This is a genomic window from Gordonia aichiensis NBRC 108223, from assembly GCF_000332975.1.
GTDB classification, from domain to species: Bacteria; Actinomycetota; Actinomycetes; order Mycobacteriales; family Mycobacteriaceae; genus Gordonia; species Gordonia aichiensis.
The window spans coordinates 100,274-106,814 of record NZ_BANR01000019.1; the positions used below are offsets into that span (position 1 = coordinate 100,274).

At 64.6% G+C, this 6,541-nt stretch carries 5 protein-coding genes; 4 read left to right on the forward strand and 1 reads right to left on the reverse strand.

What is annotated here, in order from left to right; translation table 11 throughout:
- Window positions 1-3: 3 nt before the first annotated feature.
- Complete coding sequence (locus GOACH_RS17025; RefSeq protein ID WP_005177360.1) at window positions 4-1,704, reverse strand: NAD(P)/FAD-dependent oxidoreductase; 1,701 nt, start codon at window positions 1,702-1,704, stop codon at window positions 4-6.
- A gap of 82 nt (window positions 1,705-1,786) precedes the next feature.
- Between GOACH_RS17025 and GOACH_RS17030 the strand changes: the two genes are divergently transcribed.
- The 4 genes from GOACH_RS17030 (at window position 1,787) to GOACH_RS17045 (ending at window position 5,761) form a co-directional block, all read left to right on the forward strand.
- Window positions 1,787-2,092 (forward strand): hypothetical protein, encoded by a 306-nt coding sequence (locus GOACH_RS17030; RefSeq protein ID WP_005177361.1) that lies wholly within the window; start codon window positions 1,787-1,789, stop codon window positions 2,090-2,092.
- Window position 2,093: 1 nt separating this feature from the next.
- Window positions 2,094-3,404: an NAD(P)/FAD-dependent oxidoreductase gene (locus GOACH_RS17035; protein ID WP_005177362.1), complete on the forward strand. Its 1,311-nt coding sequence runs from the start codon at window positions 2,094-2,096 to the stop codon at window positions 3,402-3,404.
- A gap of 1 nt (window position 3,405) precedes the next feature.
- The gene (locus GOACH_RS17040; RefSeq protein ID WP_005177363.1) at window positions 3,406-4,278 is read left to right on the forward strand and encodes a hypothetical protein; all 873 of its coding nucleotides are present in this window, start codon (window positions 3,406-3,408) and stop codon (window positions 4,276-4,278) included.
- A gap of 100 nt (window positions 4,279-4,378) precedes the next feature.
- Entirely contained in the window at window positions 4,379-5,761 is a 1,383-nt protein-coding gene (locus GOACH_RS17045) for a recombinase family protein (RefSeq protein ID WP_005177364.1), read from the forward strand.
- The last annotated feature ends 780 nt before the right edge of the window (window positions 5,762-6,541 follow it).

The following is a 6,541-nucleotide window of genomic DNA, read 5'->3' on the forward strand; positions in this document are numbered from 1 at the left end:
ACGTCAGTCCTCGGCCGCTGACGTGGATCGCGCTGCGAGCCATGCGTGTACCAGCGGAACGGCGCTCGCGCCCTCGCCACTTGCCGCGGCGACACGTTTCATCGAGTGAGCCCTGATGTCGCCGGCGGCAAAGACCCCCGCGGCGCTGGTGGCGAGATCAGGCGGGGGCAACTCGTCGGGCCACAGGTCCTTCGGGACGTCGCGCCCGGTCAGGACGAAACCCCTGTCGTCGACTGCAATGGTGTTCGGTAGCCAGTCGCAGTGCGGATCGGCGCCGATCAGCACGAAGAGTCCGCCTGCGCCGATGTGCTCGGTCGCACGAGAATCGGTGTCGCACAACTCGATCCACTCGAGCTGGCCCTCGCCACCACCGTCGATGACCTCGGTGGTTCCGCGGACATTGATCCGTGGGTGATAGGCGATCTCGCCGATCAGATACTGCGACATGGTCTCGGTGAGGTCGGCTCGGCGCACCAGGATCGTCACCGAGCGCGCGAACCGCGCGAGATGGATCGCAGCCTGTCCCGCGGAGTTGCCGCCGCCGACCACGAACACGTCACGTCCGTCCATCTCGCGTGCCGCGGACATCGCTGCGCCGTAGGTGACGCCCGCGCCGACCAGGTTCTCCAACGACTCGACTCCGAGTCGTCGATAGGCGACACCGCTGGCGATCAGCACGCTGCGCGCCAGGACGTCGCCACCCCTCGTACAGACACGGTGCGGTGCATCGTCGACGCCGAGTCGGAGTTCGTCGACCGGCCACCCGGAGTAGAAGCGAGCGCCGAAACGCACTGCCTGCGTACGTGCGCGCTGCGCCAGTCGCATACCGGAGATCCCGCGTGGAAAGCCGAGGTAGTTCCGGATCATCGAGCTCGTACCAGCCTGTCCGCCAACGACATCCGACTCCACCACCACCGTCGACAGACCTTCCGACGCGCCGTACACGGCGGCGGCCAGACCCGCGGGTCCGGCTCCGACGATCGCGAGGTCGACGATCTCGTCCTCGTCGACATCCGACGGCCGACCGAAGATCAAGGCCGAGACGTCGCGCACACCGGCCGGAGCGATGACACGATCATGGAGCTTCGGCGCCATCGAGTGGACGAGCGGGAACGGCGTCGGCTCATCGTGGGAGTCGTACAGCGCGATCGCCGCTCGCCCCTCCGGGCTGTCCGGCGAGTACATGCGGTTGGGCATGCCCATTCGGTCGAGAAGATCCCGGATACCGAGCGTCAGCGCCGACGGCGAGTCGGTGATGATCCGGACCGAGTCGACGACGGGCGTCGCGACCGTCGCGCCCCAGTCCGACAGCATCTCGGTGATCGCGTAATGGAACTCCTCGTCACGTGCGCCGCGGGGCATGAGCAGAAATGTGTCGAACTTGCCCTTCTGCAGTGCCGGTCGCAGGCTCGCGGAGTGCGCACCGAAGTTCTCCCACGAGATGACCACGACTCGTTTTGCCGTCGGGACGATGCTGCGGAACGTGCCGAGTGCTTCCAACACCGACATGTCCGGCAACTCGGACTCGACGACGATCTGCGCGATCGGAACGCCGTCGCCGACCAGGCTTCCGAGCAGCACGATCGCACCGACTGCCGACTCTGCGCACTCGACGCGGTAGTCGCGGAGGTAGCGGCCGAACTCGCCACGTAACTGGTCGGTGTGGCCGGATGACACGAGGACGATTGCGGGTTGATCACCCATGCAATCCAGTGTGGCAGCAAATCGTGATGGGCGGCGTTTCGGCCGCACACGTTGCACGTCGTCGATTGGTACGCTGACCGGCATGCGTGTGGATCCCACGGTCGGTGTCGCAAGTGTCGGTTTGATCGGCGGGTATGCCACTGCTCGCTACACCGGACAGCGTCCACTCGGCGGGGTCGTGCTCGGCCTCGCGGGCGCGTGGTGCACGAAGCAGTGGCTTCGTAGGGGCCCTGGTCCCGCGGCGGGCCTGCTGGCGGGTTATCTCGCCGCGTTCGGCCTCTCGCACCCGCTGGCCAAGAAGATCGGGGCCTGGCGGTCGGTCTTCGCGGTGACCGGCGCGTTCGGCGCCGCGACCTACGCTGTCACCTCCCGGACATCGGAGAACTGAGATGGCGACCAAGCCCCGTGTGGTGATCGTCGGTGCGGGGTTCGCGGGGGTTCACGCGGCGCGTCGGCTCAAGAAGGAACCCGTCCAGGTGACCGTCGTCGACCGCGGTACGAGTCACCTTTTCCAACCGCTGCTCTACCAGTGCGCGACCGGCGTGCTGTCTGAAGGTGCCATCACCAGCCCCGTGCGTCACCTCCTGCGGCGCCAGCGCAACGTCAACGTTCTGCTCGGCGAGGCCGACGACATCGACGTCTCGGCAAAGGTTCTCACCGTGCTCGGAGCCGACGGCAATCCGATCCGCCTCGACTACGACTATCTGGTCGTCGGGACCGGGATGCGTACGGCCTACCACGGGTGCGACGACGCCATCGAGAACGCGATCGGGATGAAGACCCTCGACGACGCACTCGCGATTCGGCGACAGGTATTGGGGGCCTTCGAGATAGCCGAAGCGCTCGACGATCCGGAGGATCGCCGGGGCTGGCTCACCTTCGCTGTGGCCGGTGCGGGTCCGACCGGCGTCGAAATCGCCGGGCAGATACGCGAATTGGCCACCCTGGCGCTCGGCCGTGAGTTCGACTCGATCGACCCGACCGAAGCGCGGGTGCTGTTGTTCCACGGTTCCGACAGGGTGCTGCCCTCGTTCAGTCCGTCGCTGTCGCGTCGCGCGCAGCGCACTCTCGACAAGATCGGCGTCGAGACACATCTCGGCGTCCACGTCGTCGACGTCGGTGAGGACACCGTGCAGACCAAGGACAAGAAGTCGGGCGAGCTCACCACCTACGAGGCGCGGACGACCCTGTGGACCGCAGGTGTCGAGGCCGTTCCATTCGCTCGAACGCTCGCCAAGGCGCTCGGCGTACAGCAGGACCACGGCGGTCGTATCCCCGTCCGCGATGACCTCTCGGTGGAAGGACATCCCGAGGTGTTCATCGCTGGCGACACCTCGTCGCTGCGCGACCTGCCCGGCGTCGCAGAGGTGGCGATGCAGGGTGGCCGCCACGTCGGGGCGGTGATCGCAGATCTCGTTGCAGGACAAACGGAACGCAAGCCGTTCAAGTACCACGATCTCGGCAACGCCGCCTACATCGCGCGGCGGAATGCGATCGTGCAGAGCGGACGACTGGAACTGTCGGGAACCCTCGGCTGGCTCGCGTGGGGAGTGATCCACGTGGCGTTCCTCGCCGGTGTGCGCAATCGCATGGGAGCTGTGGTGACATGGTCGGCCACACTGATCACCGGAACCCGCGGGGAGCGTGCCATCACCTACGGCGACCCACGGAGAGCGCACCAGCCCTACCCCGACGACTAACATGTACGCGATCGGCATCGTCGCAGCCTGCCTGGCTGCGGTGGCATACGGACTCTCGACCGTGCTGCGTGCGATGGGCGCACAAGCGGCTGCGCAGACCTCGGGTACCGGTGGGTCGGCACGAGGTGCGCTCGCAGCGTTCGCCAACCCGACGTTCCTCCTCGGCACGCTCACCGTCATGCTCGGGTTCATCGGCGGCGCGGTTGCTGCGCGATTCCTTCCGCTGTTCCTTGCGCAGTCCATCGTCGCGGGCAATCTGATCGTGACGGCGCTACTCGGAACGGTCATGCTGCACACCTCGCTGCACGCCAAGGACTGGGCTGCCATTTTCCTCGTGGTGTTCGCGCTGTGCGTTCTCGGCGCGTCGGCATCGAAGCAGGCGACCACCGAGGCGGACCGCACGTTTCACTGGGCGCTGTTCGCGGTGACGACGGCCGTCGCCGTTCTCGGTGTCGCTGTCATGCGAGCGATGGGCCGTCGGGGCGCGATCTTCGGGGGCGCGCTCGCCGGTCTGATGTACGGCGCGCTTGCGGTTGCGGTCCGCGTACTCGACGGGGTGCATCCGTTCGACGTCGTCACGCTGCTGGAGGACCCGGCGGCGTGGACGATAGCGATCGCCGGTGCGATGGCGTTCTACATCCAGACCCTCGCGCTGCAACTCGGACCCGTCAACTCCGTGACCGCTGTTCTCGTCGTCGGTGAGACGGGTCTGCCGGCGATCGTCGGAGTCGTGTTCCTCGGTGACAAGGCGGTTGCAGGTCTCGGGTGGCTCGCCATTGTCGGGTTCGTGTGCGCCATTGTCGGCGCTTCGCTGGTGGCCTGGTTGACCAACGAGGAAACCGAGCAGCCCTCCGTGCAGGGGGCGCGCACCTAGACTTGTGCACCATGAACACCGACGACGTCGCCGAACAGATCCTGCGCACCTACGACACGATCACGGTCGTCGGGACACAAAGTCAAGATAGACTGTCTTCGTGCCTATCGACTCACCGGCAGTGGTGTACTGCCGAATCTCACAGGATCGGACCGGTGAAGGCGTCGGCGTAGAGCGCCAGCGCTCCGATTGTTTCAAGCTCGCCGACTCCCTCGGCTGGTCTGTCGTCGAGACTTACACAGACAACGACGTGAGTGCCTACAGCGGCAAGCCGCGACCGGAGTATCGGCGGATGCTCGACAAGCTCAAGACCGGGAACGTCGGCGCGGTCCTGGCCTGGCATACAGACCGGCTGTATCGCTCAATCCCCGACCTGTCGGAACTGATCGAGATTTGCGACGACCGCGGAATCGAGATTCGAACTTGCCGTGCAGGTGAAGTCGACCTGTCGACACCAAGCGGACGGCTGAGCGCAACGATGTTCGCCTCGATCTCACGTTACGAGGTCGAGCGATCCGCGGAGCGCATCCGGAGCGCCAAGGAGGCACAGGCGCGTGAGGGCAAGTACCGGGGCGGCGTTCGGCCAATCGGCTACGAGGTCGGCGGGATGGTGCTTAACGAGACGGAGGCAGCACGCATCCGCAAGGCGGCTGACGACCTACTCGCAGGTGCGTCGTTGATGTCGACGGCGCGGGCTTGGAATGCGGAAGGGTTCACGACAAGTCAGGGGAATCGCTGGACCGCGACCAGCGTCCGGCGCGTGTTGACGCGCGCCCGAAACGCGGGCCTCGTCGAGTCCGATGGAAAGATCGTCGGACCCGCCCAGTGGCCCGCCATCTACGACGTCGACACCCTCAATGCAATCCGAACCATCGTGTCCGACCCGAGTCGACGGTCCTACGTGTCTTTCGCTCGAAGGAACCAGGGCGCCGGTGTCTACCGCTGCGGCCGATGTGATGCGCCGATGCGCGTGCAACACGGGGTGAAGCGCGAGCGGTATTATCAGTGCTCGCGGAGTTATCACCTGTCGCAGATGCAAGCTCCGTTAGACGAGTTCGTGAGCGCCCTTGTCTTGGAAAGGCTCTCAAGACAGGACGCGATTTCTGTTTTTACGTCTGACGATGATGTGGACTTGTCGGATGTGCGTCGGCGTCGCGCCGAACTTCAAGCACGGAAAGATGAGTTGGCGGCGCTTTTCGCGACGGGAAGTATTGACGGTTCGCAGCTACGCCTTGGCAGTGCGAGAATCCAGTCCGACATAGACCGATTGGACAAACAATTGGCGGTCGCGCGTGAGTCCTCCCCGGTTGCCGGCATGATAATGGCGGAAGATATTGCATCTCAATGGGATTCACTGACGGCCGATATTCGAGGGAAGATCATCGACGCGCTGATGGTTGTGACGGTGCTACCGCTCGGTCCTGGGCGCGCGCGTCGTAAAGGTTTTCATGTGAGCGAACGAGTGAAAGTGGAGTGGAAGTAATGAGCGAGCCGTCAATCGAGCAGGTTTTTATCTTCTGTGATTCGCCCCGGCACTCAAAGAGGGTTGCGGTAACCAACTTCCGACGACCGCTGTGGTCTCAGGAGCGCTGGAACGAGCACTATACGTCGCCCTTCTCGGGAAGTGGAAAAAGAGAGTCGGGCACGACGTTGGTCGATGACGCCATTCCCGAGAAGGGAATGTTCTCTCGCAATCAGCGCGTGTCACCCGATCGGGTTCGGTCTCGTTACGTCCTCGAATGCCGCAAGTGTCGAGGAATGTCATCGGTTCCTGTGCGGGAGGAGAAGCTGTTCGCGGTTCTGAACAAACTGTCGATACACGGCGTGTCGGAAATTAGCTTAACGGGACTAGCTGCTAGCGTTGCAAGCATCTCGACCTAGGTAGTCGAGCGTGGTGCCCTAAGGCATGGGCCCCGAGCTGGGACAGGGTTAATCCGCAGCATTCAAGCGCCTCAGCGGGCGGGTTACTCAAACCTGCCCTGGAGGCACCAATGGCTACCGCGCCATCTTCCGTAGTCGCACACCATCGCGCTCGAGTAGGAGCGCTGTCTCGTGATCGCCAGCCCGACGACCCCGCCCTTGCGGAAGCGCGTCAGGATCTGAAAGCCGCGACGCTAGAGAGCTATGTCGCGAAGGTATTAGCGCAAGCTCCGCCCCTCACTTCCGAACAACGCGAACGAATCGCGGCTCTGCTCCGCGTCGGTCCACGACCCCAGGCCGATCACGCGGACCTCGGTCTCGTCGACGTCGATCACGACGCAAT

Coding starts and splice junctions, on each gene's coding strand:
- GOACH_RS17025 (WP_005177360.1), bottom strand. CDS start 1,704: ATGGGTGATCAACCCGCAATCGTCCTCGTGTCATCCGGCCACACCGAC.
- GOACH_RS17030 (WP_005177361.1), top strand. CDS start 1,787: ATGCGTGTGGATCCCACGGTCGGTGTCGCAAGTGTCGGTTTGATCGGC.
- GOACH_RS17035 (WP_005177362.1), top strand. CDS start 2,094: ATGGCGACCAAGCCCCGTGTGGTGATCGTCGGTGCGGGGTTCGCGGGG.
- GOACH_RS17040 (WP_005177363.1), top strand. CDS start 3,406: ATGTACGCGATCGGCATCGTCGCAGCCTGCCTGGCTGCGGTGGCATAC.